Genomic DNA, 25,402 nt, shown 5'->3' with positions numbered 1-25,402 from the left:
AGGGGAGTCCCTCCATGAAGTTTCAGAAGATCCTGAGCCTCGGCGTGCTGAGCGCCGCCATGATCGCCGGCACCGCCAGTGCCGACGTCCGCGACATCCGCATCGGCGTCGACGTGCCCTACGAGCCGATGGAATACCGCACCCCGGACGGCGAGCTGACCGGCTTCGACATCGACCTGGGCAATGCCCTGTGCGCCGAGATCGGCATCCAGTGCGAATGGGTCGTCCAGGGCTGGGATGGCATCATCCCCGGGCTGCAGGCGCGCAAGTACGACGCCATCATGTCCTCGATGACCATCAACGAGCAGCGTCGCGAACAGGTGCTGTTCTCCGACCCCTACATCACCCCGCCCTCCGCCTGGTTCGCCCCGGCCGACAGCGAGATCGTCACGCCGGACGCCGAGTCCCTGGACGGCAAGTCCATCGGCGTGCAGCGCGGTACCCTGCAGGACAACTACGTCACCGACATGTACGGCGACGTGGCCGACGTGAACCGCTACGCCACCGCCGACGACATGGTGCTGGACATGGATGCCGGCCGCCTGGACATCGCCTTCCTCGACTTCCCGATCGGCAAGTCCACCCTGATCGACAGCGAGGCCGGCGACTACAAGACCGTCGGCGAGAAGATCAGCGAGCCGGTGGAATACTTCGGCGAAGGCTTCGGCATCGCCTTCCGCCAGCGTGACGGCGAGCTGGCCGAGGCCTTCAACGAAGCGCTCTCCACGCTCAAGGCCAACGGCACCTACGACGAGATCGAGGCCAAGTACTTCAGCGAGTAAGCACTTCAGCGAGTCAGGCCTGGCATCATCCGTCTCTCGACGCTACGCGGCCCCTGGCAACAGGGGCCGCGCTCGTTTCGGTCTTTCTCATGAGATACCTCGACCGATCGACCATCAGCGGGCCTGGCGCGACGCCTTGCGGAAGCGACCGGGTGAAACACCGAAAAGCTGACTGAAGCAGCGACGAAAATGGGAAATGCTGACGAAGCCCGACGCCACGGCGATGTCGGCGAGATTCTTGTTGGTCTGCTGCAGCAACTGCCGAGCCCGGGTCAGGCGCAGCTCCAGGTAATAGCGAGCCGGTGTGGTTTCCAGGCAGCGGCCGAACAGGCGCTCAAGCTGGCGCCTCGAAACACCGACACAGACGGCCACCTCACAGATCGACAGTGGCTCGTCGATGTTGTGGCGCATCAGCTCGAGCGCATTCTTGAGCGACTGCGGCAGAGACGGGTCACGATCGATGCTGATCACCGAGATGTCGATCGCCTCCGTGGCCTTGTCACAGCTCAGCACCTCCTCAATGGCGCCGATGCAGGCGACATCGCAGTCGAGACGGATGATCGACAGCATCATGTCCAGCGAACTATTAGCCCCGGCGCAGCTCACCCGATCACGATCCACGACATGGCTCTGTGACGAAATTGTCACGGCGGGGAACTCCTCAGCCATCATCGCGCGTCCGTCGGGATGGAAGGCGCACTCGTAACCATCCAGCAGCCCGGCCTCGGCGATGAAGTATGCCCCATTCCACAGCCCACCCAGCACGCAGCCCGCATAGGCTGCAGCCCTCAACCTCGAACCCAACGCGGGCGACGATTGCAACGCGAGGCGATAGCCGCCGCACAGCATCAGGTAATCGAGGGTCTCCTCCTGAAGGTCATCCAGAGAACCGTCGACGGCCACCTCGATGCCCAGATCGCTCATCGCCCGATGGCCATCTAGGCTCACGACCAAGACCTCGTACTTCACCGGCGCCTTGACCAGGTTAGCCGTCACCAGCGCATCCAACGCTCCGGTGAAGGCCATGAGGGAGAAATGCTCGAACAGGACGAAGACGACTCGCCGATTGACTACGTCCGGTGCCTCATCGACCTCCATCTCGATGAAGGCCCTGTTCTTGCTGGCCAGGAGACTCTCGAATCGAGCACTTTTCGCCATGATCTGTGACCGACGAGCATTGTCATCTCGACCGGACCTGCTTGAGGGATATGGGAGGATGATCGACGCCGCCGACATGCACCGCCGAGCGGAGAGGAAACCGCGGCCGCGCCCAGCATCCATGCCCCTCGACATGGCCGCCGAGGGGCAGTGACGGGCTACATCAGATTGGGTAGCCAGAGGATCATTTCAGGAAACAGCGTGAAGACGCCCACGGCCCCCAACAGAATCAACCAGTAAGGCAATGAAGCCCAGGCAGCATCGGGGAGCGTCACCTCGTTGCGGGTGATCGAGCAGAGCACGAAAAGGTTCAGCCCCACCGGTGGCGTGATCATGCCGATCTCCATCAGCAACGTCACGATGACGCCGAACCACACCGGATCAAAGCCCAGACTGGTGACCATCGGGAAGGTGATGGGCAGGGTCATCAGCAACAAGGAGATGCCGTCGAAGAAACAGCCGAGCAGCAGGTAGACGAGCACGATCATCAGCAGAATACCGTAACGATCCAGCCCCAGCCCGGCGATGGCATCGACCGCCGCCCGAGGCAGGCCGAGAAGGCTCACCGCCTGAGACAGGATCACGGTACCGATCAGGATCATAGCGATGGCCCCGAACATCATCGTGGCGTGCTTGAAGGCTCCCCACAGCTTCGGCATGTCGAGATCGCCCCAGGTCAGGCCGAGCACGATGCTGGCCGTCACGCCCAAGGCCGCGGCCTCGGTCGGTGTCGCGATGCCCATGTAGATGGTGCCGAGCACGAAGAAGATCAGGATCGGCAGCGGCCAGACTTCCAGCAGGCCACGGCCCACTGCGCCCCAGTCCATCTTCTCTTCACGCGATGGTGCCACGGGCGAGCCAATGCTCGCGCGCACCATGATCCAGCCAAAGAATGCCAGCGCGATCATCAGGCCTGGTAGCATGCCCGCCAGGAACAGCTTGCCGATCGACACATTCTGGGTCGCTCCATAGATCAGCAGCGCCAGGCTGGGAGGAATCAGCAGCCCGAGCGTGCCACCCGCCGCCAGCGTGCCCACGATCATGCTTGGCGAATAGCCTCGCTTGTTCAACTCGGGATAGCCAACCGAGCCGATCGCCGCCGCGGTGGAGGTGCTCGACCCACTGACCGCACCAAACAGCGTGCAGACCGCGATGTTGGTGTGCAGCAGCTGGCCGGGAATCCGCCGAAACAGCGGCGTCAGGCCGTTGTAGACCCGGGTGGAGACACCGCTCGCCAGCAGGATGTCGCCGAGGAAGATGAACAGCGGCACGGCGCTGAGCGTGAACTCGGTCAGCAGATTCCACGCCGAGTTGATCGCCAGCGCCGACGCCCCGCCGGCCTGGAAGTGCAACAGAATGAAGCCGGTCAGCCCCAGGGCCGCTCCCAGGACGGCACCGCTCCCCAGGAAGACCAACAGGCCGGCGCTCAGAATCGCCCAACTCATGACAGCCCCTCCTCGGATGATGCCGCGTCGCGGCCGAACAACCCACGCAGCCCGTTTCTCACGATGATCAGCAGACACAGCCCCATCGACAGCGGCATCAGCGCCATCCAGGGCCACAGCAGCACGCCGCTGATCTCGGAACGCGAGCCGATCTGTAACGAGAACACCATGAAGTCCCAAGCCTGGTAGGCGAAGATCGTGGCAAAGGCCACGAAGATCGCATTGGCAAAGATATCGGCCACCACGGCCAGTCGACGGGACAGGGTGCGCACCAGCAGATCGATGCGAATGTGCTGACTGGTATTCAGTACGTGGGGGAGCGACAGGAACGACAGGGACAGAAACAAAAGGCCGGACAGCTCATCGGAAAACCCGATGGGGCTCCCGGCCAGATATCTCATCAGGGTGCTGACCAGCACGAGGCCGGTCATGAACACCCCTCCACACACGCCTGTCAGGAATACCCCGTACACCAGTCTGTCCAACCAGGTAGACAAGACTTTCATCAAAGGCCTCTCTCGATGACGGCTTACTGGGAATCGCTCTGGAGTTCACCGGTCACGGTGTCGTAGTAGCGAATGCCCTCGTCACCGGCTTCGCTGGCCATCTCATGCCAGGCTTCCCAGGCCGCATCCACGAAGGTCTGCACGTCCTCGTCCGAGAACTCCGGCAGCACGGTGATGCCCATGGCCTCGCGTTCCTCACGCGCCTCGGCCTCACGCTCGGGATCCACTGCCTGATCGCGAGTCTCCTGCCAGATCTCCTCGCCGGCACGCACCAGGATCTGCTGCTGCTGCTCGTCGAGGCTGTTCCAGGTGCGATCGCTGACCCCGAACATCCAGGGAGAGGCCGCCCAGGGATGCAGATAGGCCTCGTAGTCGGTCACTTCCTGAAGCGAGACCGTCTTGGCGACGGTCGAGAGGTAGTAGGCGCAGTCCACGACCCCAGTCTGCAACGCCAGGTACATGTCGTTCTGGGGAATCACCTGGGCCGAGATACCAAGGCGATCGAAGGTCTCGACGAGGTGCCCCGACCACACCCGTACCTTCTTGTCACGCAGGCCTTCGAGGGTGTTGACCGGTTCCTTGCAGTGCAGGCCCACGTCGAACACCGGGGCGACGACGCCACCGATGGTGTGGACGCCCCAATCGGCATAGCCCTCGCGATACAGCTTGCGCAGGGTCGGCAGAATGTCGAGATGCTGATCCGCCTCGGTGATCGCGCCCTGGGCATAGACCGAGGCCATTCCCGGCGCATCGCGGTTATAGTACTCGCCATACATCAGCGCCATGTCGACCATGCCCCGCTGCATGATGCGCAGCATGTCCGCTTCCTTCAGCCCGAGCGAGCCCGCGTGGTAAACGTCGACCTGAAGCTGACCATCGGAATACTCGTCGACCAACTCCGAGAAACGCTCCAGCGATGCCGCCTCGGGACGTGACTCCGCCAGCCCGCTGTGAAACTTCAGTGTCCGGACATCCGACCAGGCCTGCGTCGCGGTCGCCATCAGCGCCAGGGAGACGCTTGTCACCAGCATTGTTTTTTTCATTTCGGGTTCTCTTGGTTGGCAAACTCCTTTAGAAGCTCTCACAAAGCCGATACCGCTCTGGCACTGAATACGAACAAAAGAGATCCATATGCGACAAACTGTGCACTTTTATCTGACTTCGATGTTGCTCTCCCTTCCACAACCTCTACCGCCATTCACAGCCGCGGATGCACCCCCGGCACATGGTCGTCGTCGGCCGGCGCGTTGGTTCCGGCGTCTCCCGGCGGGTGCGCCAGGGCGTCGAGAATGCCGCACTCGGCGGCCAGGCGTTGCCCTTGGCAGCGGCTCCGCAACGTCCTGAGAGAGCGCTCCAGGGCCTGCAGCTGGGCAATGCGGGCGGCCACATGATCGAGGTGGGCATCGATCAGTGCATCGGCGTCACGGCAAGGCTGGTCTGGGTGATCATGACACTCCAGCAGCGCGCGGATCTCGTCGTGGGTCATGTCCAGCGCCCGGCAGCGGCGGATGAAGGCCAGTCGCTCGACGTGGGCCTCGCCGTAGAGGCGGTAGTTGGCCTCGCTGCGAGCGGGCTCGGGCAGCAGCCCCTCGCGCTCGTAGTAGCGGATGGTGACGACGCGGCAGTCGGTGCGCCGCGCCAGTTCGCCGATCTTCATGAGCAGGCTCCGATATGGACGTTGTCGGCAGAAATACTCCCTATAGTGACTATAGGCAATACGTGAGACAAGGCGGCGTGGCCGGCGTTTGCCTCGATGCCGGTCGGCGACACCTTGTGCAGGAAATCGACAAGGCAGCGCCACGTGCCGAACCCGCTCGCCACACGCCGTGTCATCGGAAGGGTCACCCATGACAAGGAGATCGCGATGTCCCTCGCCGCCAACGCCGATGCCGGCGTCGCTCGCCCTTCCTCGGCCTGGACGGGCTGGGGCCAGTGGCTGGCGCTGATCACCATGACCCTCGACCATCTGTCGCGCTACGCGGTGCCCGAGGCCTGGGGACTGGACTGGATCGACTCCTCACTGGGGCGCATCGCCTTCCCGCTGTTCGCCGCCATGGTCGCCTGGCACGGGCTGTTCAACACCCGCGATCCGCTGCGCTACGCCCGCCGCGTGCTGGTGATCGGCCTCGTCGCCCAGCTGCCCTATGCGCTGATGCCCCGGGATATCGACGGCCTGATCCTCAATATCTGCTTCACGCTGTCGCTGGGCCTGATCGGCGGCGCCTGGCTGCTGAACCTACCGGCACGGCGGGCGCGCGGTCTCGCCGCCTGGCAGATGACCGCCGAGGCGATCGCCGCCCTGGCGGTGTGGGCGCTGGCGGGCCCGGTCGTCGAGTATGGGCATCTGGGCCTGCTGATGATCCCGCTCTACATGCTGGCGATGCAGCGCCTGCACGCGCCCGCGGCGACGCCGGACGCGCGCCTGTTGGGGCTGATGTCGGCGCTGCCGGTGCTGGTCACCGCCGGACTGATGAACAGCTCCCCGATGGCCAAGGCCTTCACCGTCGCCACCTGCCTGGTGGCGCTGCTGCTGGCCGCCGGCGCCCACCGGCTCTCGCCGCGGGTGCCCTTCACCATGCCGCGCCGCCTTTGGCTGGCCTGGTATCCCGCGCACTTCGCGGCCATCGCGCTATGGCTGGCGCTCGTCTGACGCCCTTTCGCCCCGCCACCGGCCTAGCTTGCTTCTCGCAGTACCCGTCGTACCAGCATGGGCCCGACGGTCTCGAACACCAGGGTCGAGGCCACCACCGTCGAGAGCAGCAGCGTGCCATGCTCGGGAAAGCGCTCCGCCGCGAGCAGCGCCATGCCCATGGCCACCCCGGCCTGGGGCGTGAGGGCCAGGCCGATGTCCCGGGGCAGGTCGGCCTGGCGGACCCGGGCCAGCCGCACGCCCAACATCCCGCCGAGCAGGCGCCCCGCCAGCCGCAGCGCCAGATAGGCCAGGATCAGGCCCTGGGCCTCGTGAAGGTGCAAGAGATCGACGCTGGCGCCGGACAGCACGAAGAAGAACACCAGGAAGGGCCATTCGATGTGCTCGATCTCGCTGAACGAGCGGGTATGGTGGCGAGACAGGTTGGCGATCAGCATGCCGGTGACCATGGCCGCCAGCAGAGAGGAAACGCCGAGCCAGGTCGACAGGCCGGCGAGCAGCAGGATCAGGGCGATGGCCTCGACCTGGGTCGGCTGTCCCGGCGCCAGGCGCCCGGTCAGCCAGGCCGCGGGCAGACCGATGACGGCACCCAGCAGCAGCGCCCCGCCCAGCTCCCAGACCGCCTCCAGCAGCAGGTGCTCGCCACCGGCCGCCCCCTGAAGGCCCCAGCCCAGCACCGACATGGCCAGCCCGAAGACCAGGATGCCCCAGGCATCGTCGATGGCCACGATGCCCAGCAGCAGGCGGGCCCGCAGCCGAGTGTCGCCGCTGGCATGAATGCTCTCCTGGACGGCGGCGGGATCGGTGGCCACCGAGATCGCCGCCAGCGAGACGGCCACCGCCAACGGGAATCCCAGCGCCCATAGCCCCAGTCCCACCGCCAGGGCGCCGACCCCGACCACCGACAGCGAGACAATCAGGATCAGCGGGCCGGTGGTTCGCAGGCGCGCCAGGGTCAGCTCGCCTCCCAGCAGGAAGGCCACCATGACCAGGGCCACCTGGACCAGCGGCTCGCCGAGACCGTCGAGGAGGCGACCGGCAGGCAGCCCCAGCACCAGCTGCTGAACGATCGCCACGCTCAGCCCGACCAGTACCAGCAGCGAGATGCGCGGTAGCCGGGTGCGGCTCGCCACGGCATCGGCAAAGATGCTGGAGGCCAGCAGCCCGCCCAGCACGATCAGCGCCGCCGCCGCGGGCGGCAGATCGTTCACGACCGGGAGCATGTCCCTCTCCTTCGTCCTGGCATCGCGTCCTGTCCTTCTCCGTCCCTGTTCGCGTGCCGTTGGCCCGCTGGAAGGCACACCGGGCCGCTGCCCTCGCCCGGCCTTCAGTGTATGCCAGCCTCGCGATGGCGCTGCGGGGTCAGATCAAGAAAGCGGTTCTCGGCTTCAGCCATCGCCCCGAGACTCGACGAGGAACACCTTGAAGGCCTGCCACAGCGGGCTGCGGTAGCGTTCGGGATGCCACACCAGCGAGAAGGTGCGGCACAGCACCAGCCGGCTGTCGAGCGCCACCAGCTCGCCGCGCTCGCGCTCGCCGGCCACGCTCAGCGCCGACAGGCAGCCGAGCCCGAGCCCCGCCAGCACCGCCTGCTTGATCGCCTCGTGCTGACCCAGCGATATGCGCACCCGGGGCGTCAGGCCCAGATCGCGCATGGCCTGCTCGAACACCTCGCGGGTGCCGGAGCCCGGCTCGCGCAGGATCCAGGGTGCCTCGGCAAGATCGCCGTCCTCGAGGTCGCCGCGACTCGCCAGCGGGTGGCCGGGCGCGGCCACTACCACCAGACGATCCTCGCACCAGGGCTCGCTGACCAGCGCCGGCTCGCGGCACTCGCCCTCGATCAGCCCCAGGTCAGCCTCCAGGCGCAGCACATCGCCCACGACCTCGTGGGTGTTGCGCAGCCGCAGGCGTAGATCGGCGCGAGGATGCGCCTCGCTGAAACGCCCCACCAGGCCGGGCAGCAGGTAGGTGCCCACGGTGGCGCTGGCCGAGACGTCCAGCGTGCCGCGCAGCTCGCCTTCTGGCTCACGGGCCGCGGCGACGAAGCCCGCCATGTCGTCGAGCAGCGCCTCGGCCCGGGGCAGCAGGCCGCGCCCCAGTTCGTTGAGCACCAGCCGCCGCCCGGGGCGCTCGAACAGCGCCACGCCGAGCTGACGCTCCAGGTCGGCCAGCGCCTGGCTGGTCGACGACGGGGAGAGCGACAGCGCCTCGGCGGCGGCGCTGACCGTGCCGAGACGCGCGACGCTGGCGAAGACCTGGAGCTGGCGGAAGCTGACCTGGGGCGACATATCGGTTTTTCCGAAAAGCGGTTTCGTTATCAGCTGATAACCATTAGCGCTATTAGGGCATAGCATGGGCGCCATGAACAACGTCTCCTTCCCCACCGCCCCGATGCGCGAAGCCCTGTGGCCGGGCCTCGCCCTCTGCGCCCTGCTGACTCTCGGCGGCACCGCGCTCTCACGGCTGCCGATGCTCGCCGAGGCCGGCGTAAGCCCGCTGGTGCCGGCGCTGCTGCTGGGCATCGTGGCCGGCAATCTGCCCCTCGCCCGCCACCTGAGCCAGACCGGCCCCGGGCTCGCCTTCGCCACCCGCCGTCTGCTGCGTGGCGGCATCGTGCTGTTCGGCCTCTCGCTGACGCTGCAGCAGGTGGCCGGCCTGGGGCCGAAGGTGCTGGTGCTGGACACGCTGGTGATCGCCGGCGTGCTGGCCGGCGGCTACGGGATCGGCACCCGACTGCTGGGGCTCGACCGCGACACCGCGCTGCTGACCAGCGCCGGCAGCGCGATCTGCGGCGCCGCCGCGGTGCTGGCCACCGAGTCGACCATCCGTGCGCGCCCGGCCGCTACCTCGATGGCCGTGGCCACGGTGGTGCTGTTCGGCTCGCTGGCGATGCTGGTCTACCCGCTGCTCTATTCGCTGCTGGACCTGCCGCAGGGCCTGTTCGGCATCTACATCGGCGCCACCGTCCACGAGGTCGCCCAGGTGGTGGCCGCCGGCGAGGCGGTGGGTCCGGAGGCGCTGGCCAACGCGGTGATCGTCAAGCTGGTGCGGGTGATGCTGCTGGTGCCCTTCCTGCTGATCGTCGGCCAGTGGTGGCAACCGCGCCAGGACGGCGACGCCGAAGACGGCGATCGCGGCGGCCTGGTGATCCCCTGGTTCGCCTTCGGCTTCCTGGCCATGGTGGCGTTCAACAGCCTGGTCGCCCTGCCCGCCCCGCTGCACGCGGCCCTGGTGCAGCTCGGCCAGCTGGCACTGACCATGGCCATGGCGGCGCTGGGGTTCGAGACGCGCCTTTCCCGGCTGCGCGCCCTGGGGCCGAAGCCCTTCCTGCTGGCGCTGATCCTGTTCGCGCTGTTGGTGGGCGGCGGTGGGCTGGCCAGTGTGCTGATCATGGGATGACACCGGATAACGTAAAAGGCCGCGCCCGAGGGGCGCGGCCTTTTCCTTTCAGCCGATGAGGCGAGGCCTCACTCGAAGCTGAAGCTCGGCGCCGGGGCGTCGGGCAGCAGGGCCGCACAGGCGCGGACCTTCTCCAGCAGCGCATCAAAGGTCGGTGCCACCAGATTGACGTGGGCCAGCTTGCGGCCGGGGCGCTCGCCCTTGTCATAACGGTGCAGGTGGGCGTCGTCGATCTCGAGCAGCTTCGCCGCCTCGCCCTCGCGGCCGATGACGTTGACCATGCAGGTCGGCGCGCGGGCGGCGGTGCTGCCCAGCGGCAGGCCCTGGATGGCGCGCAGGTGGTTCTCGAACTGGCTGGTCACCGCGCCGTCCTGGGTCCAGTGGCCGGAGTTGTGCACCCGGGGTGCCATCTCGTTGGCCAGCAGGCCGCCGTCGCGGGTCTGGAACAGCTCCAGGGTCAGCACGCCGACGTAGTCGAGCTCGTCGAGCAGCGCACGGATGTAGCCGTCGGCGGTCTGCTGGACGGCGTCGTCCAGGTCCGGCATCGGCGCCACGGAGTAGCGCAGGATGCCGTCGACGTGGACGTTCTCGGCCATCGGGTAGAAGGCCACCTCGCCGTCGCGACCGCGCACGGCGATGATCGACACCTCGCGCACGAAGTCGACGAAGGCCTCGACGATCAGCCGCGGGTGGTTGATCGAACGCCAGGCCTCGGCCGCATCGGCCGGGTCCTTGATCACCGCCTGGCCCTTGCCGTCGTAGCCCTCGGTGACGGACTTGGCGACCACCGGCGTGCCCAGCTCGCGCGCCGCGGCCTCCAGCGCCTCGGCGCTGTCCACCAGGCGATAGGCCGGGGTCGGGATGGCCAGGCGATCAAACAGCGCCTTCTCCTCGGCGCGGTGCTGGCAGACGCGGATCGCCTCGCTGCCGGGGTAGACCGGCTTGCGCTCCTCGATCGCCTGGACCAGCGCCACCGGCAGGTGCTCGAACTCGTAGGTGACCAGATCGACCTTCTCGAGGAAGCTCTCGAGGTGCTTCTGGTCAGTGTCGATCATGACGTCACCGATGCCCGCGCTGGGGTGGCCGGTGGTGTCGAGGAAGGTGAAGCGGTTGGCCAGCGGATAGCCCGCCAGGGCCAGCATCCGGCCGAGCTGGCCGGCTCCGAGTACGCCGATGTTCATCGTGGTTGCCTCGCTCGTCGCTCGCGGTCAGGGAAGGGGGCGCGGGTCGGGATTGTCCAGCACCGTCTGGGTCTGCTCGGCGCGGAAGGCCTCCACGGCCTCGCGCACCTCGGCATCCTGCAGGCCGACGATCTGGGACGCCATCAGGCCGGCGTTGGTGGCGCCGGCCTTGCCGATGGCCAGGGTACCCACGGCGATGCCGCCGGGCATCTGCACGATCGACAGCAGCGAATCCAGCCCCTTGAGGGCCTTGGACTCCACCGGCACGCCGAGCACCGGCAACGCGGTCTGGGAGGCCACCATGCCGGGCAGGTGGGCCGCGCCGCCGGCGCCGGCGATGATCACCTGCAGGCCGCGTTCGGCAGCGGACTTGGCGTAGTCGAACAGCAGGTCCGGGGTGCGGTGGGCCGAGACGACGCGTGTCTCGTAGGGCACGCCGAGGCGCTCGAGCATGGTCACCGCATGTTCCATGACCGGCCAGTCGGACTTCGACCCCATGATCACGCCGACCCGCGGCGTCTCGTTCGATGCTGTCATCCTGGGCTCCTGAAAACGGGAATGACGCCACCTCGCAGCGCACGCCGCGGGCGGATGATGAAAATCGGGAACCCGCTATTCTAACAGAGCCGCGACGCGCCTACCTCTCCCACAGCGCCGGGAAAGGGGGCGATCGCGGCAGGTCGTCCCGATTCGATCCCTCCCTGCGGCCCCAATAATGTCGCCACCAGGCGACAGCGGGTTTCAAGCTTCCTGCAGATTAGCTTGATAGGGTGATGATCGAAGCGGTCGACAGGGACGCGACCACACACCCCCACACGGCACACGTGTTGAAGGAGACCGACCATGAAGCGTCAACTTTTCATTGCGGCAGCCCTGACCGGCACCCTGGCGCTGGCCGGCTGCGACCAGGCCGACGACAGCGAACAGAACGCGGCCGATACCGCCACCCAGACCGAACAGACGACCGGCAGCGAACAGGCGTCCCAGAACGACGAGCAGCAGGCCAGCAAGACCCTCGAGGGCGTGCTGGAGTTCGTCGCCACCGATACGCCGCTGCCGGACGATGCCCAGGTCACCGTCAGCCTGCTCGACGTGGCCCGCGCCGACGCGCCGGCCACCACCATCAGCGAGACCACCGTCGACGTGACCGGCAACGACCCGGTCGAGTTCGGTCTCGACTACACGACCGATCAGGTCGATCCGGGCCACGCCCACGCCGTGCGCGCCGAGATCCGCGACGACGAGGGCAATCTGCTGTGGACCACCACCCAACGCCATCAGGTCGAGGTCGGCCCGGACGCCGAGCAGGCACCGATCACCGTGAGCCTGGAGCCGGTGGCCAGCCAGGGTTCCATCGCCGGCCAGGCGCTGGAAGACACCGAGAACGCCGTGGACCAGGCCGGCGATGCCGTGGCCGACACCACCGGTGATGCCATGGATGCCGCCGGCGATGCCGCCGATGCGACTCAGGACGCCGCCGGCGATGCGGTCGATACCACCCAGGACGCCGCCGGTGATGCCGCCGAGGCGACCGAGGAAACCGCCGAGGACGCCGCCGCCGCGACCGAAGCGGCCGCCGAGGAGGCGCACGAAGAGGTGGAGGAAATGATGGAGGACGACACCCAGTCGACTCAATAAGCCATCGCGCTCCATGACACGGCCCCGCCCGGATCGCCCGGGCGGGGCCGTCTGTCGTCTGGCCAGGTGTCCGGCCGCCGGGAAAGCCCTCAACCGGCCACGGCGGCCTCCCGTCGGCTGGCGATCCAGTTGCCCCCCAGCGCCAGCACCATCACCGCCGCGCCGGCGGCCTCGGCGATCAGGCTCGGGTAGAAGACCCCGACGATGGCCGGCAGCAGCACCAGCCGCACCGGCGTCGACATGCGCGTGAACAGGTAGCCCTCCAGCGCCGCGGCGAAGGCGGCCAGGGCCAAGAAGGCGGTCAGCGTGGTCCAGGCCAGCAGCGGCAGCGGGCCGCCCATGATGATCTCCGGATTGAAGACCATGAACAGCGGGATCAGGTAGAGCCCCTTGGCGAACTTCCAGGCCTGGAAGCCGGTGTCCATCGGCCTGGCCCCGGCGATCGCCGCCCCGGCGAAGCCCGCCAGCGCGATGGGCGGGGTGACGTTGGAATCCTGCGAATACCAGAACACCACCAGGTGGGCGATCAGCAGCGGCACGCCGAACTCCGAGGTCAGCGCCGGGCCCACCAGCACGATCAGCACGATGTAGCTGGCGGTCACCGGCAGCCCCATGCCCAGCACCAGGCTGGCCAGCAGCACCATCACCAGCGCCAGCAGCAGGTTGCCGTCGGAGAACGCCATCATCATGGCCGAGAACTTGAGCCCCAGTCCGGTGAGGCCCACCACCCCGACGATGATGCCCGCCACGGCGCAGGCCATGGACACCGCCACGGCATTGCGCGCACCGAGCTCCAGCCCCTCGATCACCTTGAGCGCACCGAGCTTCAGCGCCTGGACCAGCGCCGCCCCGGTGACCGGCTCGCCGCGCCTGGGCGCGACGAAGAAGAACCACACCGCGAAGCGCAGCGCCGCCACCGCCAGCATGGTGAGGATGGCGTAGTAGCCCACCCGCATCGGCGACATGTTCATCACCAGCAGCCACACCAGCACCGCGAGCGGCAGCAGGAAGTGCCAGCCGGCGCCCATCACGTCGCGCAGCTGCGGCAACTCGCTTTTGGCCATGCCCTGCATGCCCTGCTTCAGGGCGATGATGTGCACGAACAGATAGACGGTGCCGAAGTACATGATGGCCGGGAGGATGCTGACCTTGACCACCTCCAGGTAGGGCATCCGCGTGTACTCGGCGATCAAAAAGGCGCCGGCGCCCATCAGCGGCGGCATGATCTGGCCGCCGGTGGAAGCCGCCGCCTCGATGCCGCCGGCCTGGTGGGGCTTGTAGCCCAGGCGCTTCATCAGCGGGATGGTGAAGGCACCGGTGGTCACCACGTTGGCGATGGCGCTGCCGGAGATCGAGCCCATGCCGGCCGAGGCGATGACCGCCGCCTTGGCCGGCCCGCCGCGCTGGCGACCGGTGGCGGCATAGGCCAGGTCGATGAAGAACTTGCCGGCGCCGGTGATCTCGAGGAAGGCGCCGAACAGCACGAAGATGAAGATATAGGTCGCCGCCACGCCCATGGGCAGCCCGAAGATGCCCTCCTGCCCCAGGTAGAGCTGGCCGACCAGGCGATCCAGCCCGTAGCCGCGGTGCTCGAGGATGCCGGGCAGCCATTCGCCGAGCCAGGGCAGCTCGCCGCGGGGGCCGGCGAAGGCGTAGAGGATCGCCAGCACGCCGATCACCGTCATGCCGAACCCCACCGCCCGGCGGCTGGCTTCCAGCACGGTGACGGTGGCGATGATGCCGACCGTGATGTCGGTCTGGCTCCAGAAACCGGCGCGATTGATGATCTCGTCGAGATACAGCGCCATGTAACCGCCGGTGATCACCGCCCCGGCGAAAAACGCCAGGTCGATCGCCCCGCCCAGGGGCCCCCTTCCGTGCCGGGCGCCGAACACCGGAAACATCAGGAACGCCAGCATCATGATCAGCGCCAGGTGGATGCTGCGCTGGTAGAAGAGCCCCAGCGGCTCGATGCCGGCGGAGTAGAGCTGGAACAGCGACAGCGCCACGGCCACCAGGCTGATCAGCCACAGCACCGGGCGCGAGTGCGGCGCCTGGCTGCCGGGGACGATGGGGGAAGCACCCGCTTCGCTCATGGGCGTGTCTCTCTTCTTGAAGTTGGATGAAAGCCAGAAGTTGCTCGACGGTGCAGGTCGTTCATTATCAGGCGCCCTCGTCGTCGGGCATCGCGGCCTCCAGGGCCAGCGTCACCCGCTCGTTGGCGGCGAGCTCGCTCAGGCTCACGACCACCGGCGACTCGGCCGCATCGGGATACCCTCCGCCGGCGTCGCAGTCCCGGGCGTCGTCCAGCAGGGTCGCCAGCGGCGCGCCTCCGGGGCGACCGACCAGGCGATGATCGACGCGCGGCGACCCGACCCGAAGCCGGTAGGCATCGCCGGGCACCGGCTCGTCGATGGCCTCGATCCAGTAGCCGCCGCGACCGTCGGAGACCTGGCGGCCGCGGCCGGGAATGTGGTCGAGGCCGGCGGCGAAGTCCGGCAGGTGGCTGCGCTGGAGCACCATGTGTCCGGCGACGTTGCGATAGCAGTCGTGGACGGTGAACCCCTCCACCGAATGGTTCCAGGCCAGGCACCAGCCCTCGCCTTCCGGCATCGGCAGGCGTACCAGCGGCCGGTCCTGGGCGTCGCGGACCGTCAGCTCATGGCTGGGGCAGTCGGCCAGCGCCGGCGGCGCCAGCCCGCCGAGCAGCAGCGCCGCCAGCAGGGCGTTGACCCACACTCGCCACGACGACGGGGCGAGCCTGACGGCTCGCCCCGGGGTCATCGAACACCTCATCGCGGCGCCCCTCAGGGACGCTGACGGTCGGCGATCTCGGCGCCCACTTCCTCGTAGTAACGCAGCGCGCCGGGATGGAAGGCGATCGGCGTGGACTCGACGCTGAAGTCGACGGTGGTGTCGTTGGCCGCCGGATGGATGGCGATCAGCTGATCGGTGTGCTCGAACAGCGTCTGGGTGATCCGATAGGCCAGCTCCTCGTCCATCTCGCTGCTCACCGCCAGCACGTTGGGGATGCCGATGGTCTGCACCGCCTCTTCCATGCCCTCGTAGAGGCCGGACTTGAGCTCATAGGCGGCGAACACCGGTTCCTCGGCCTGGGCGTTGGCGATCTCCTCGTCGGAGAGGCCGATCAGGCGGATGTCGCGGGTGGTGGCCAGGTTCATGATCGAGCTGGTGGGCGGGCCCACGCTCCAGAAGCCGGCGTCGATGTCGCCGTCGCGGATGGCGTCGGCGGTCTCGTTGAAGTTGAGGCGGCGAGCGTCGATGTCGTCGTAGGTGATGCCGTTGGCCTCCAGCAGGGTGCTGGCGTTGATCTCGGTGCCGCTGCCCGGTGCGCCCACCGAGACGACCTTGCCTTCCAGGTCGGAGAGCGACTCGATGCCGGAATCGGCCATGGTCACGATCTGCACGGCATTGGGGTAGATCGACGCCAGGGCGCGGATGTTCTCGAGCTGACGGCCCTCGAAGTCGCCGGTGCCGTTGTAGGCCTGATAGACGGTGTCGGCCAGCGCCAGCGCCAGGTCGGAGTCGCCGCGCCAGACCAGCCCCATGTTCTCCACCGAGGCGCCGGTGACCTCGGCCACGGCGTCGAAGCCCTCGACGTGCTCGTTGATCAGCTCGGCGAGGCCGCCGCCGTAGGGATAGTAGGTGCCGCCGGTGCCGCCGGTGGCGATGGACAGCTGCTGCTGGGCCAGGGCCGCGGGGGCCGCCACCAGCAGAGTGGCGGCGAGGGCCGTCTTGAGTGCGCTCATGAAGCCTCCTACAGACGATTCGAGGGAATTGTTGTGCTTGTTCGAGCGATGCCGGCTCGGTCGATAACTGGCCGGCGCGCCTGGAAAAACGCTAGCAGTCCCCGCGCGGCGGGGCCACACCACCAACGTCGATACGGCGACTACTTTAGCGCTTCCTGCGCGCAGGCCAGGGTCCGCCTTTCAACGACGCCTTCACTCGCCGACCAGCTCCTTCACCTTGCCGACGATATGCGCACCGATCGGCAGCGCCGAGGTGGCCGCCGGCGACGGGGCGTTGCCCACGTTCACCGTGCGTGGCGTGTTGACGAACAGGAAGTCGTCGACCAGCTTGCCGTCCCGCGACACCGCCTGGGCACGTACCCCGGCCGGATAGGGCTCCAGGTCATCGAGGGTCAGGCTCGGGCAGTACTTGCGCACCAGCTCCAGGTAGCCACGCTTGTGCAACGAGTTCTTCATCTCCTTGAGCCCCGGGCGCAGGTTGCGCCCCAGCACCCGCAGGATGCCGGGATCGGTGAACATCCGCGCCAGATCGACCGGCGAGACGTCGCGCTTGCGATACCCCTCGCGCTTGAAGGCCAGCACGGCGTTGGGCCCCACGGTGACCGAACCGTCGATCATGCGCGTCAGGTGCACGCCGAGAAACGGCATCGACGGGTTCGGAATCGGATAGATCAGGTGATTGACGATGGCATTGTGACGCTCGGGCAGCCGGTAGTATTCGCCGCGGAAGGGGCAGATGGTGAACCCCGGGTCCTGGCCCAGCATGCGCACCACGCGATCGGCCATCAGCCCCGAGCAGGTCACGAGATAGCGCCCGCTGAACTCGCCGGCAGCGGTCGTCACCACCACTTCCTGGCGTCGTTCCTGGAGCCCGGTGACCTCGGCGCCAACGCGGATGTCACCGCCCATCCGCTCGAATTCGGCCGCCATCGCACGGGTCACGGCCCGATAATCGACGATGCCGCTGGACGGCACGAAGATGCCGCCGACGCCGGTGATGTTGGGCTCACGCTCCTTAAGCTCGCCCCCCGACAGCCACTCCCGCTCCAGGCCGTTGGCCTCGGTGCGCTCCCACAGCGCCTGCATGCGCTGCATCTCCAGGTCATTGGTGGCCACCAGCAGCTTGCCGCAGCTGGCGTAAGGAATGCCGTGTTCGTCGCAGAAGGCCTTGGTGGCGCGGTTGCCCTCCAGGCAGAAGCGCGCCTTGAGGCTGCCCGGGGTGTAGTAGACCCCGGCGTGGATCACGCCGCTGTTGTGCCCGGTCTGGTGGCAGGCCGGCTCATGCTCCTTCTCCAGCACCAGCATCCGGCGATCCGGATAGGCCTGCTTGAGCTGCATGGCGGTGGACATGCCGAGAATGCCTCCGCCGATGATGATGAAATCGTACATGCCGTCCTCGTTGCGATGAGCGAGGGCCACGCCGCGGAGACGGCGTGGCCCGGTCATGCCCCTTTATACTCTCAGGGCGCGATTCGACGTCGCCGCCCGCTTCAACGCTGGGGACGCGTCGCGGCATGGGTGAAATAGCCACGCTGGCGCATCAGCTCGCGGCGCAGCTCCGGGTGCGGCGTGAAGCGGTCCCGGCCGTGCAGCCAGAAGTGGTTGTTGATCAGCAGGAAGCTACCCACCGGGTTGGGCACCGACAGGGTCGCCGCGCTGCCCTCCAGCGATTCGGAGAGATCGCACAGCCAGTTGCCCTCCTCGAAGTCCTTCGGCTGCACGAACTGGTCGATGTAGGACATGATCGGCCGCCCCTCGCGGTCCACGTCGAACACCGGATGGAAGACGTCCTTGGCGACGTTCTTGCTGGGCGGCGCCGCCCAGCGCATCCCGCGGTGCGCCAGCGGATGGCGATAGAAGCGCTCCAGGTCCTCCCAGTCGTCCAGGTGCAGCAGCAGCGAGTCGCCGCCCTGCATGTGCCGCTCGTCGATCTTCATCATCAGCACGTAGTCGGTGTCCTGCTCGACGAAGGTGCCGTCGTTGTGCAGCTCCATCACCCGATGCGGCTGGCGCAGGTAGCTGTCGGACTCGTCGACGTTCCTGACCACGAAGCGGGCATAGAACTGGCCGCTCATGGCATCGAAGTTGGAGCGCCCCATCAGGTGCGCCACGGCGGTGGCGAACTTGACCATCTCCTCGGCCTGGGCCACGTCGTCCAGGCCCTCGGGCACCACCTGCAGTCCGCCGGTCGCGCGGTCCACCAGGGTATTGATCAGCACCGGCTGCAGGGTGTTGCCACACAGGTCGTCGAGGAGCTTCGCCACCCGGAAGCGCAGCATCGACTTGTACTCCAGTGCCTGCACCGGCCACTCGGCCACGGCCTCGACGAAGGCCGTGACCACCTCGCGGGAGAAGGTCATCTGCAGCAGGCGCGGCGACTGGGCCGACGGCGTCAGGGTGAAGCCCTGCAGGTCGGCGGGCAGCGGCATGGCGAGTTCGGGGATCCGGGTCAGCGCGGTCATCGGGAGGCTCCAGGGCGTCGAGGGTCGATGAATCAAAAATATCGACATTTTTATAAAACATCAACAAATTCCCGTCGTCCCTGCATCTTCCCCGCGCCCGGACATTCCGACCACAGACCAAAAACACCGGGGATTCAACCGCATCGGAGACCGCGCTTTGCCCTGTCCGCCCCTGGCCTTGCCATCCCCGCCATCGGCCGATTCAGCGGGCAATGAATCTTGCGCCATCCGCCTTTCGACCACTGGCGAAACGCGTCAAAAGGCTTCATGCTGTAGCGGTCGATTCTGTCCTGTGGAGCATCATGAGCACGGCAAGCCCATCCAACGCGGAAATCCTCGACCCTCCGCGACGATGCCCTGACCTCGACGTCAGGGACCTGGAACAACGTACGCGCCTCATGCGCATCATCACTCGGCTGATCGCCGTATCGGATCTCGGCAACCGCGAGATCGCCCGTCGCGCGGGCCTGCCGATGCAGAAGATCAGCGACCTTCTCGCCGGACGCCTGGAGCAGCTCACCCTCGACGAGCTACAGGCACTGCGCAGCACCATCGACCACGAACTCACGCCGCCCTAGCCGTCAGGCGACCCGCTCGCCCGCGCACTGGGCCCGGGCCGGTCTCGCCGGCCCTTCCACCTCATGGATTCGAGAGATCAGGGAGAATCCCGATGCGCCACCTCGTGACCGGCCTGCTGCTGGCCGCCTCGCTGCCCGCCCTGGCCGATGGCCAGGCCACCCTCGAGAGCCGCTCCGACCAGGGCACCGCCACCATGGAAGTCCGCTGGGCGGGCGATGACCTGCGCATGGACTTCCCCCGGCAGGCCCAGGCGGGCTTCATGCTGCTCAAGGACGGCAACGGCTACATGGTCACCCGGATGCAGGGCCAGACCCTGGTCATGGACATGGCCCGCCTCAAGCAGATGGCCGAGAGCATGGGCGGCGATCAGGCCATGGCCGGCGTGACCAGCCAGCAGGCCGACTCGGTCGAACGGCTCGAGGCCACCGGCGAACGCGAGATCATCGCCGGCCTGGAGGGCGAGGTCTATGCGCTGACGTGGACCGACAAGGCCGGCAACGCCCATGACGACACCCTGGTGCTGAGCGACGACGATCAGGTACGTGAGCTGATGCGTGCCTTCCACGCCTATCAACGCACCATGACCGGCGAATCCGACCCGATCGCCTCGGCGCTGGAGGAAGAGGGGCTCGGCATGCTGCGCTTCGGCGACCGCTTCCGCATCGCCTCGCTGTCCGACGAGGCCCCAGCGGCAAGCGCCTTCGAGCTGCCCGAGGACGCCATGAGCATGGAAGACATGATGAACCAGGCGCTCTCCCAGTAAGCCGACGGCCGCAGGGCACGCCCTGCCCGAAAGCACGAACGGCGCCGCCCCTCGGGGCGGCGCCGTCGCGTCTCGGGGCCCTGCCGGGGCGAGCTAGTCGGGGCGGTCGGTCACCGCCCCGGTCGAGGCGGAGCTGACCATCCGCGCGTACTTGGCCAGTACCCCGCGGGTGTAGCGCGGCGCCGGCCGCTGCCAGGCGGCATGGCGTCGTTCGAGTTCCTCGACGGTGAGCGCGACATCGAGGGTGTCGGCCTCGGCATCGATGGTGATGGTGTCGCCATCCTCGAGCAGCGCCAGGGGGCCGCCGTCGAAGGCCTCCGGCGTCACGTGGCCGACCACGAAGCCGTGACTGCCGCCGGAGAAGCGGCCGTCGGTGATCAGCGCCACCTCGCTGCCGAGTCCGCGCCCCATGATCGCCGAGGTCGGGGTCAGCATCTCGCGCATGCCGGGCCCGCCGCGGGGCCCCTCGTAGCGGATCACCACCACGTCGCCGGCCACCACGCTGCCGTCGTTGATGCGCGCCTGGGCCTCCTCCTCGGAGCCGAACACCCGGGCCCGGCCGGAGAAGCGCGTGCCCTCCTTGCCGGTGATCTTGGCCACCGCGCCCTCCGGGGCCAGGTTGCCGTGCAGCACGCGCAGGTGGCTCTGGGCCTTCAGCGGCGCCTCGAGGGGCGCGATGATCGCCTGCCCCTCGGGGTAAGGCACGACCTCGGCCAGGTTCTCGGCCAGGGTGGCGCCGGTCACGGTCAGGCAGTCGCCATGCAGCAGCCCGGCGTCGAGCAGGGTCTTCATCAGCGGCTGGATGCCGCCGATCTCGACCAGCTCGCTCATCATGTACTGGCCGCTGGGCCGCAGGTCGGCGAGCACCGGCACCCGCTTGCCGATCGCCGTGAAGTCGTCGAGGGAAAGCGACACGCCGATGGCGTCGGCCATGGCGATCAGGTGCAGCACCGCATTGGTGGAGCCGCCCAGGGCGATCACCACGGTGATGGCGTTCTCGAAGGCCTCGCGGGTCATGATGTCCGAGGGCGTGATGTCGCGCTCGAGCAGGGTCAGCACCGCCTCCCCCGCCGCCCGGCTGTCGTCGCGCTTGGTCTGGGACACGGCGTTCTGCGCCGAGCTGCCGGGCAGGCTCATGCCCAGCGCCTCGATGGCCGAGGCCATGGTGTTGGCGGTGTACATGCCGCCGCAGGCACCGGGCCCGGGAATCGCCGTCTCCTCGATCCGCTTGACGTCGATGAGGTCGAGATCGCCGCGGCTGTGGGCGCCCATGGCCTCGAACACCGAGACGATGTCGGTGTGCCCCTCGCCGGGCAGGATGGTGCCGCCGTAGACGAAGACGCTGGGCCGGTCGAGCCGCGCCAGGCCGATCAGGCAGCCGGGCATGTTCTTGTCGCAGCCGCCGATGGCCACCAGGCCATCGAAGCCCTCGCAGCCGGCCACCGTCTCGATGGAATCGGCGATCACCTCCCGCGACACCAGCGAGTACTTCATGCCCTCGGTGCCGTTGGCGATGCCGTCAGAGATGGTGATGGTGTTGAAGATCACGCCCTTGCCGCCGGCCGCATCGGCGCCGGCGCTGGCCTGCTCGGCCAGCTCGCCGATATGGCTGTTGCAGGGCGTGACGCGGCTCCAGGTGGACGCGATGCCCACCTGGGGCCTGGTGAAGTCGGCGTCGTTGAAGCCCACCGCGCGCAGCATGGCGCGGCTGGCCGACTTGCCGACGCCGTCCACCACCGGGGCGGAATGGCGGCGGCGGGGATCCTGTGGCGTGTCACTCATGGCGCGGCTCCTCCGTCAGGTCGGGATGACCTTCAGAGGGTGGCCGTCATCCGCCGGCCTGGCAACCGTTCAGGCCGTACGCCGCACCGCGGCCGGGCGCCACCAGGCCACCAGCAGCGCCACCGCGCTGGAGGCCAGAAGCGCACCGAGGAAGGGCGGCAGGGTCGGCACCCCGTCGGGAAAGCTCGCCGCCAGCAGGCCATCGAGGGCACTGCCCGAGGCGACCCACCCCGGCAGCACCGCGCCCGCCAGCCCGGCGAGACCGCCGGCCAGCGCCGCCATGGCGCTCATCCGCGCCCACAGCCCCAGCAGCACCGGCACCACGATGGCCGCGCACAGCAGATCGGCGATCAGGAACAGTCGCAGCACCGAGAGCCCCTGCAGGGCGATCGCCACCACCGGCACCATCAGCGCCACGGTGACCCACCGCGCCGCCCTGAGCGACAGGCCGCGACGGCCGCTGCCGGCCACCACCAGCGAGGCGATGCCGTTCTGCAGGGTATCGACGCTGGAGGCCACCAGGGTCACCGCCAGCACCAGCGCCGGCAGCGCCAGCCAGCCCGGCGCCTCGGCGAGCAGCGCGAAGAACGGGATCGGCGGCTCGCCCAGCGACACGCCCGCCATGGCGGCCAGCATGCCGAGGCCGCCGACCACCGCCACCACCAGCACGGTGATGCCGCCGCCCAGCCAGGCGCCGCGCCCCAGCGCCCGGTCGTCCCGGGCCGCCCACACCCGCTGCCAGTAGCCCTGATGGAAGAGGTTGGCCGCGGTCACCGCGATCACCAGCGTCAGCGCCACGGACAGGGCATCCGCGGCGGGGATCGACGGCAGCGCGGCCTCGGCCGGCAGCTCGGGCAACCGGGCCAGCGCCACGCCGCCCACCACCCCCAGCAGGGCCAGCAGCAGCCAGGCCTGCCAGCGGTCGGTGGCCAGGCTCGCACGCAGCCCGCCCAGCGCGGTGTAGAGCAGGGTCGCCACCGCCACGCCGACCACCACCAGCGCCACCGGGACGTCCGACAGCAGCCCGGTGATGGCGCCGATGGCGGTCAGCTCGGCGGCCAGGAAGCAGCCCATGTACAGCACCGAGACCAGCGCCACCCAGCGGCGGATGCCGGCGCCGAAACAGGCCTCGGCGTACTCGCCGATGCTGCGCCCCTCCGGCAGGCGACGGCGGATGGCCGGGCCGAAGGCGCCGAGCACGATGAACGGCAGCGCCGAGCCGATGGCATAGCCGGCCAGACCCAGCGGGCCGACGAAGGCGCCGATCTCGGGCGGCGCGAAGAGGATCCAGGCCCCCATGCCGGAGGCCAGGAAGGAGAGCCCCAGGGTCGGGGCCGACTGGGAGTTGCGGGCGGTAACGTAGTCGTCGAGCGGGCCGTCGGCCCGGCGGGCACGCAGGCCCAGAACGGTGAAACACAAAAGCGCCGCGCCAAGCACGGCTGACGTCAGATAAGGCATGTCGCACTTCCTCCGCCGGTGTGAACCGGATCAGGTTCCAGGGTCAGCGACGCACGCTCTCTCAGCCCCGCCGATGCCGGCGAGACTCCCCTGGCGACAGTGAATGGATTAGTAGTGGCGATCCTCAAGACAGGGCCAAAATGGCCGATATCCGGATTGCCACGCCAGCATGACACATCCTTCCCGCCATTCGAACAACCAGCCCGGACCCCGCCATGCCGTTTACCGAAGCCAAGGAACACGCCCCCGGTTGCCTGCACCGGATCTTCGCCGAGCCCTACGCCGCCTTCGACAACGGCGTCCCCGAGCGCCAGCTGCACCTGCGCATCGCCCTCCAGGCGCTGCTGGAGGCGCCGATGCGCGAAGGGCGACTGACGCTCAGGGTGATCCACGGCTGGGAGAACGGCGGCTGCGCCCCCGAAGACCTGCGACATGGCGACCATGCGCTGGGCAAGACGGCCGACCTGCGTGCGATCGCCGAGCGCTACCAGCAGGCGCTGGACCGTCTCGCCCCGCTGCCGGGCGAGGCCGACAGCCTGCTCGCCGAGCCGCTGGCCAGTGCCATCGCCGGCGCCGAGGCCGACGGCCTCGAGGTCGACTCAGAGACTCGAGACAACCCGGCCCGCTGGCCGGCGTTTCCCCGCGGCCTGTCGCTCTATACCTTCTTCAAGGTCTATCACCGCCTGACCTACGGCGAGGACGAGGCCTACCGCTCGATCCGCTGCAATACGCCCGAGGGCAGCCGCGAGATCCACGAATTCCATCTGGAGGAAGGCGAATTCGCCATCGTTCGCCCCGCCGCCGACGAACCCGGCGAGTGCGTGCTGGTGCTGCACGTGGGCCAGCTGGAACCGCTGAGCGAGCTGCTGGAGATGGCCCATATCCGCCCCTAGGCGATACCGGAGCGGGGCCTCAGGAGGAGGCAGAAGCTTCCATGGAAGGGGCCAGGATCGCCTGAGACGTCATTGATCTTTAGCGCTTCGGAGGCGACCAGCGGCCCCCTACTCACCGCTGCCGTTCAAGGCAACAGCAGCTTCGCGGTGAGGTTGAGGGTGTCCGAGGCGCTCACCCCCTCGTCGTAGAAGTTGTGCTCATAGCTGGCCGTGAACTGCACCGGATACTCCTGAATCCTCACCAGCTTGTTGAGCGCAACGCCCAGGGGCAGGCTCACCCAATCATGCTGCTCCCAGTCATAGGTGATCGACATGTCGGAGGCCCCCGCCGACCAGCCATTCCCGAGGCTGTAGTTCACGATCGGCTGCACGATCGAGATATTCACGTCGCGGTAGTCGTCGTCTCCCGCCACCGTGAACACGTTCTGGTTGAACAGCCCCCATATCCCCCAGGGTTGGCTGGCCACGAAGCCCACGGCGGGACCGAGGCCCCATTTCTCGGCGCTCAGGCCGTCTTCCCCGGTCGGCAACAGCGCTACCGCACCCACGCCGAATCGCCCCCATGACCGGTCGAAGGTCACCAGGTCGAAGAGTGTCATGTCGGACCAGCCGCTCGAGTCATTCGGCGAGTCGGCCACGTAAGGCGCGGTGAGCCGGAAGATGTTGCTGGAGTCGCCCAGCGAGAACGGAATGGCGGCGCGGAACTGCATGCGGTTTCCGTCCTCGTCGTCGAGGTTGTGGTACCGGTACGTGTAGAAGTCCTGCAGCTGGAAGGCCATGACGGAGGCCGTCGGATCATTGGCTTCCGAGCCCAGGCCATCTTGCTGAGCGCTGGCTATCCCCGGGGAAAACATGGCAAAGAAGGTGGCGATCATCAGTGCATTTCGTGCAAGCATCCGTGGCTCCCTGGTCTCCGGTTTTCTTTCCCCATGCCCG

24 protein-coding genes and 1 riboswitch are annotated in these 25,402 nt (G+C 67.9%); of the genes, 7 read left to right on the top strand and 17 right to left on the bottom strand.

The features are described 5' to 3' along the window. The first annotated feature begins 14 nt into the window (after positions 1-14). Positions 15-782, top strand: a complete 768-nt coding sequence (locus UN84_RS01825) for a transporter substrate-binding domain-containing protein (RefSeq protein WP_046079420.1) — start codon at positions 15-17, stop codon at positions 780-782. Positions 783-896: 114 nt separating this feature from the next. Here UN84_RS01825 and UN84_RS01820 read toward each other — a convergent pair whose 3' ends face one another. The 5 genes from UN84_RS01820 to cadR form a co-directional block, all read right to left on the bottom strand. Continuing rightward, on the bottom strand, positions 897-1,940 hold the full coding sequence (locus tag UN84_RS01820; protein WP_046079421.1) for a GlxA family transcriptional regulator: 1,044 nt from the start codon (positions 1,938-1,940) through the stop codon (positions 897-899). Between the two features lie 158 nt (positions 1,941-2,098). Further along, positions 2,099-3,385, bottom strand: coding sequence for a TRAP transporter large permease (locus UN84_RS01815; RefSeq protein WP_046079422.1), 1,287 nt, complete (start codon positions 3,383-3,385; stop codon positions 2,099-2,101). Continuing rightward, positions 3,382-3,816, bottom strand: coding sequence for a TRAP transporter small permease (locus UN84_RS01810; RefSeq protein WP_237022349.1), 435 nt, complete (start codon positions 3,814-3,816; stop codon positions 3,382-3,384). The genes UN84_RS01815 and UN84_RS01810 overlap by 4 nt, the downstream gene beginning before the upstream one ends. A 98-nt stretch (positions 3,817-3,914) precedes the next feature. Then, on the bottom strand, positions 3,915-4,922 hold the full coding sequence (locus tag UN84_RS01805; RefSeq protein ID WP_237022348.1) for a TRAP transporter substrate-binding protein: 1,008 nt from the start codon (positions 4,920-4,922) through the stop codon (positions 3,915-3,917). 167 nt (positions 4,923-5,089) lie between these two features. Then, positions 5,090-5,548 (bottom strand): Cd(II)/Pb(II)-responsive transcriptional regulator, encoded by a 459-nt coding sequence (gene cadR, locus UN84_RS01800; RefSeq protein ID WP_046079425.1) that lies wholly within the window; start codon positions 5,546-5,548, stop codon positions 5,090-5,092. Positions 5,549-5,755: 207 nt separating this feature from the next. On the opposite strand from cadR, the gene UN84_RS01795 reads away from it, so the two are divergent. Further along, complete coding sequence (locus UN84_RS01795) at positions 5,756-6,541, top strand: TraX family protein (protein ID WP_046079426.1); 786 nt, start codon at positions 5,756-5,758, stop codon at positions 6,539-6,541. Between the two features lie 23 nt (positions 6,542-6,564). Here UN84_RS01795 and UN84_RS01790 read toward each other — a convergent pair whose 3' ends face one another. Both UN84_RS01790 and UN84_RS01785 read right to left on the bottom strand, forming a co-directional pair. Further along, positions 6,565-7,764 (bottom strand): cation:proton antiporter, encoded by a 1,200-nt coding sequence (locus UN84_RS01790; protein ID WP_046079427.1) that lies wholly within the window; start codon positions 7,762-7,764, stop codon positions 6,565-6,567. Positions 7,765-7,929: 165 nt separating this feature from the next. Then, the gene (locus UN84_RS01785; protein ID WP_046079428.1) at positions 7,930-8,829 is read right to left on the bottom strand and encodes a LysR substrate-binding domain-containing protein; all 900 of its coding nucleotides are present in this window, start codon (positions 8,827-8,829) and stop codon (positions 7,930-7,932) included. 73 nt (positions 8,830-8,902) lie between these two features. On the opposite strand from UN84_RS01785, the gene UN84_RS01780 reads away from it, so the two are divergent. Then, positions 8,903-9,940 carry a YeiH family protein gene (locus UN84_RS01780; RefSeq protein ID WP_237022347.1) on the top strand — a complete coding sequence of 346 codons (1,038 nt, stop codon included), beginning with the start codon at positions 8,903-8,905 and terminating at the stop codon, positions 9,938-9,940. A 68-nt stretch (positions 9,941-10,008) separates the two neighbouring features. On the opposite strand, the gene UN84_RS01775 is transcribed toward UN84_RS01780, so the two are convergent. Continuing rightward, positions 10,009-11,121, bottom strand: coding sequence for a 5-(carboxyamino)imidazole ribonucleotide synthase (locus UN84_RS01775; RefSeq protein ID WP_035593713.1), 1,113 nt, complete (start codon positions 11,119-11,121; stop codon positions 10,009-10,011). A 27-nt stretch (positions 11,122-11,148) separates the two neighbouring features. Continuing rightward, complete coding sequence (gene purE, locus UN84_RS01770) at positions 11,149-11,658, bottom strand: 5-(carboxyamino)imidazole ribonucleotide mutase (RefSeq protein WP_035593715.1); 510 nt, start codon at positions 11,656-11,658, stop codon at positions 11,149-11,151. Positions 11,659-11,964: 306 nt separating this feature from the next. Here purE and UN84_RS01765 point away from each other — a divergent pair, with 306 nt between their 5' ends. Next, a complete protein-coding gene (locus tag UN84_RS01765; RefSeq protein ID WP_052719361.1) occupies positions 11,965-12,759 on the top strand; it encodes a YbaY family lipoprotein in 795 nt (264 codons plus the stop codon). An 89-nt stretch (positions 12,760-12,848) separates the two neighbouring features. On the opposite strand, the gene UN84_RS01760 is transcribed toward UN84_RS01765, so the two are convergent. From UN84_RS01760 to glaH, 5 genes are all read right to left on the bottom strand, one after another. Continuing rightward, positions 12,849-14,855, bottom strand: coding sequence for a TRAP transporter permease (locus tag UN84_RS01760; RefSeq protein ID WP_046079429.1), 2,007 nt, complete (start codon positions 14,853-14,855; stop codon positions 12,849-12,851). Positions 14,856-14,922: 67 nt separating this feature from the next. Then, positions 14,923-15,543 (bottom strand): DUF1850 domain-containing protein, encoded by a 621-nt coding sequence (locus tag UN84_RS01755; RefSeq protein WP_046079430.1) that lies wholly within the window; start codon positions 15,541-15,543, stop codon positions 14,923-14,925. Positions 15,544-15,566: 23 nt separating this feature from the next. Next, entirely contained in the window at positions 15,567-16,529 is a 963-nt protein-coding gene (locus UN84_RS01750) for a TAXI family TRAP transporter solute-binding subunit (protein ID WP_046079431.1), read from the bottom strand. 192 nt (positions 16,530-16,721) lie between these two features. Further along, positions 16,722-17,918 carry an L-2-hydroxyglutarate oxidase gene (gene lhgO / locus UN84_RS01745; protein ID WP_046079432.1) on the bottom strand — a complete coding sequence of 399 codons (1,197 nt, stop codon included), beginning with the start codon at positions 17,916-17,918 and terminating at the stop codon, positions 16,722-16,724. A 101-nt stretch (positions 17,919-18,019) separates the two neighbouring features. Further along, on the bottom strand, positions 18,020-18,991 hold the full coding sequence (gene glaH, locus UN84_RS01740; protein WP_107181273.1) for a glutarate dioxygenase GlaH: 972 nt from the start codon (positions 18,989-18,991) through the stop codon (positions 18,020-18,022). A gap of 212 nt (positions 18,992-19,203) precedes the next feature. Here glaH and UN84_RS01735 point away from each other — a divergent pair, with 212 nt between their 5' ends. Next, positions 19,204-19,569: an XRE family transcriptional regulator gene (locus tag UN84_RS01735; protein WP_311241434.1), complete on the top strand. Its 366-nt coding sequence runs from the start codon at positions 19,204-19,206 to the stop codon at positions 19,567-19,569. Positions 19,570-19,661: 92 nt separating this feature from the next. After that, positions 19,662-20,333, top strand: coding sequence for a hypothetical protein (locus UN84_RS01730; protein WP_046079434.1), 672 nt, complete (start codon positions 19,662-19,664; stop codon positions 20,331-20,333). A gap of 93 nt (positions 20,334-20,426) precedes the next feature. Here UN84_RS01730 and ilvD read toward each other — a convergent pair whose 3' ends face one another. Further along, a complete protein-coding gene (gene ilvD, locus UN84_RS01725) occupies positions 20,427-22,115 on the bottom strand; it encodes a dihydroxy-acid dehydratase (protein WP_046079435.1) in 1,689 nt (562 codons plus the stop codon). Positions 22,116-22,184: 69 nt separating this feature from the next. After that, complete coding sequence (locus UN84_RS01720) at positions 22,185-23,573, bottom strand: sodium:solute symporter (RefSeq protein ID WP_046079436.1); 1,389 nt, start codon at positions 23,571-23,573, stop codon at positions 22,185-22,187. Next, positions 23,563-23,675: riboswitch (TPP riboswitch) on the bottom strand. It overlaps the preceding gene by 11 nt. A gap of 113 nt (positions 23,676-23,788) precedes the next feature. Here UN84_RS01720 and UN84_RS01715 point away from each other — a divergent pair. Beyond that, on the top strand, positions 23,789-24,466 hold the full coding sequence (locus tag UN84_RS01715; RefSeq protein ID WP_046079437.1) for a hypothetical protein: 678 nt from the start codon (positions 23,789-23,791) through the stop codon (positions 24,464-24,466). A 125-nt stretch (positions 24,467-24,591) separates the two neighbouring features. On the opposite strand, the gene UN84_RS01710 is transcribed toward UN84_RS01715, so the two are convergent. Beyond that, a complete protein-coding gene (locus UN84_RS01710; protein WP_046079438.1) occupies positions 24,592-25,341 on the bottom strand; it encodes a hypothetical protein in 750 nt (249 codons plus the stop codon). Between the last annotated feature and the right edge of the window lie 61 nt (positions 25,342-25,402).

The organism is Halomonas sp. HG01 (assembly GCF_000968715.2).
Lineage (GTDB): Bacteria > Pseudomonadota > Gammaproteobacteria > Pseudomonadales > Halomonadaceae > Halomonas > Halomonas halophila.
The sequence above is the reverse complement of the archived record's forward strand: the minus strand, read 5'-3'. Positions and strand labels throughout refer to the sequence as shown.

Coding starts and splice junctions, on each gene's coding strand:
- UN84_RS01750 (WP_046079431.1), bottom strand. CDS start 16,529: ATGAGCGCACTCAAGACGGCCCTCGCCGCCACTCTGCTGGTGGCGGCC.
- UN84_RS01735 (WP_311241434.1), top strand. CDS start 19,204: ATGAATCTTGCGCCATCCGCCTTTCGACCACTGGCGAAACGCGTCAAA.
- UN84_RS01715 (WP_046079437.1), top strand. CDS start 23,789: ATGCCGTTTACCGAAGCCAAGGAACACGCCCCCGGTTGCCTGCACCGG.
- UN84_RS01805 (WP_237022348.1), bottom strand. CDS start 4,922: ATGCTGGTGACAAGCGTCTCCCTGGCGCTGATGGCGACCGCGACGCAG.
- UN84_RS01780 (WP_237022347.1), top strand. CDS start 8,903: ATGAACAACGTCTCCTTCCCCACCGCCCCGATGCGCGAAGCCCTGTGG.
- glaH (WP_107181273.1), bottom strand. CDS start 18,991: ATGACCGCGCTGACCCGGATCCCCGAACTCGCCATGCCGCTGCCCGCC.
- purE (WP_035593715.1), bottom strand. CDS start 11,658: ATGACAGCATCGAACGAGACGCCGCGGGTCGGCGTGATCATGGGGTCG.
- UN84_RS01815 (WP_046079422.1), bottom strand. CDS start 3,385: ATGAGTTGGGCGATTCTGAGCGCCGGCCTGTTGGTCTTCCTGGGGAGC.
- UN84_RS01760 (WP_046079429.1), bottom strand. CDS start 14,855: ATGAGCGAAGCGGGTGCTTCCCCCATCGTCCCCGGCAGCCAGGCGCCG.
- UN84_RS01720 (WP_046079436.1), bottom strand. CDS start 23,573: ATGCCTTATCTGACGTCAGCCGTGCTTGGCGCGGCGCTTTTGTGTTTC.
- UN84_RS01755 (WP_046079430.1), bottom strand. CDS start 15,543: ATGACCCCGGGGCGAGCCGTCAGGCTCGCCCCGTCGTCGTGGCGAGTG.
- UN84_RS01730 (WP_046079434.1), top strand. CDS start 19,662: ATGCGCCACCTCGTGACCGGCCTGCTGCTGGCCGCCTCGCTGCCCGCC.
- UN84_RS01795 (WP_046079426.1), top strand. CDS start 5,756: ATGTCCCTCGCCGCCAACGCCGATGCCGGCGTCGCTCGCCCTTCCTCG.
- cadR (WP_046079425.1), bottom strand. CDS start 5,548: ATGAAGATCGGCGAACTGGCGCGGCGCACCGACTGCCGCGTCGTCACC.
- UN84_RS01820 (WP_046079421.1), bottom strand. CDS start 1,940: ATGGCGAAAAGTGCTCGATTCGAGAGTCTCCTGGCCAGCAAGAACAGG.
- UN84_RS01790 (WP_046079427.1), bottom strand. CDS start 7,764: ATGCTCCCGGTCGTGAACGATCTGCCGCCCGCGGCGGCGGCGCTGATC.
- UN84_RS01785 (WP_046079428.1), bottom strand. CDS start 8,829: ATGTCGCCCCAGGTCAGCTTCCGCCAGCTCCAGGTCTTCGCCAGCGTC.
- UN84_RS01775 (WP_035593713.1), bottom strand. CDS start 11,121: ATGAACATCGGCGTACTCGGAGCCGGCCAGCTCGGCCGGATGCTGGCC.
- UN84_RS01710 (WP_046079438.1), bottom strand. CDS start 25,341: ATGATCGCCACCTTCTTTGCCATGTTTTCCCCGGGGATAGCCAGCGCT.
- UN84_RS01825 (WP_046079420.1), top strand. CDS start 15: ATGAAGTTTCAGAAGATCCTGAGCCTCGGCGTGCTGAGCGCCGCCATG.
- lhgO (WP_046079432.1), bottom strand. CDS start 17,918: ATGTACGATTTCATCATCATCGGCGGAGGCATTCTCGGCATGTCCACC.
- UN84_RS01810 (WP_237022349.1), bottom strand. CDS start 3,816: ATGACCGGCCTCGTGCTGGTCAGCACCCTGATGAGATATCTGGCCGGG.
- ilvD (WP_046079435.1), bottom strand. CDS start 22,115: ATGAGTGACACGCCACAGGATCCCCGCCGCCGCCATTCCGCCCCGGTG.
- UN84_RS01765 (WP_052719361.1), top strand. CDS start 11,965: ATGAAGCGTCAACTTTTCATTGCGGCAGCCCTGACCGGCACCCTGGCG.